Genomic DNA, 496 nt, shown 5'->3' with positions numbered 1-496 from the left:
GGGTTGGAAGTGCGCGCCATCGACAGGGTGCCGCGAACGTTGTGCAGGCCATTGCTGGCCTCGTTCTTGATCGGCGCCTTGGTTTCTTTCTGTTGCATCTGCTGGGTGAAGCCGCCGCCCTGAGCCATGAAACCCGGGATCACGCGGTGGAAAATGGTGTTGTTGTAGAAGCCGCTGTCGACGTATTCAAGGAAGTTCTTCGTGCTGATCGGTGCCTTGACCGGGTCCAGTTCGATTTCGAGCTGGCCGTTGGTGGTGTCCAGCAGCACGTGGGGCGCCTTGGCCGGGGTAGCAGCCATCAGGTTGGCGGCAAACAGTACGGAGCCGGCGGCGAGGGCGAGTTTTTTCAGCATGGGTCAGTGATCCTGAGAGTGAAGGTCGGCTGTGGCGAGAAAATCCAGCAGCGTGTGATTGAAGCGTTCGGGTTGATCGAGCGGGGTGGCATGGCGCGAGTCGTCAATGACCACCAGCCGCGCATCCGGCAGCAGTTTTACAT

Annotated in this window: 1 protein-coding gene and 1 pseudogene; both read right to left on the bottom strand. The window is 59.9% G+C overall.

Features of this window, described 5'->3' with window-relative positions; genetic code table 11:
- The coding region (locus tag J5M71_RS27510) for a peptidylprolyl isomerase (protein ID WP_207838716.1) at positions 1–353 on the bottom strand (353 nt) is incomplete at its 3' end.
- Positions 354–356: 3 nt separating this feature from the next.
- Positions 357–496: pseudogene (locus tag J5M71_RS27505) on the bottom strand (alpha/beta hydrolase); the annotation flags it as partial.

This window comes from Pseudomonas sp. 43(2021) (assembly GCF_017490805.1).
Lineage (GTDB): Bacteria > Pseudomonadota > Gammaproteobacteria > Pseudomonadales > Pseudomonadaceae > Aquipseudomonas.
The sequence above is the reverse complement of the archived record's forward strand: the minus strand, read 5'-3'. Positions and strand labels throughout refer to the sequence as shown.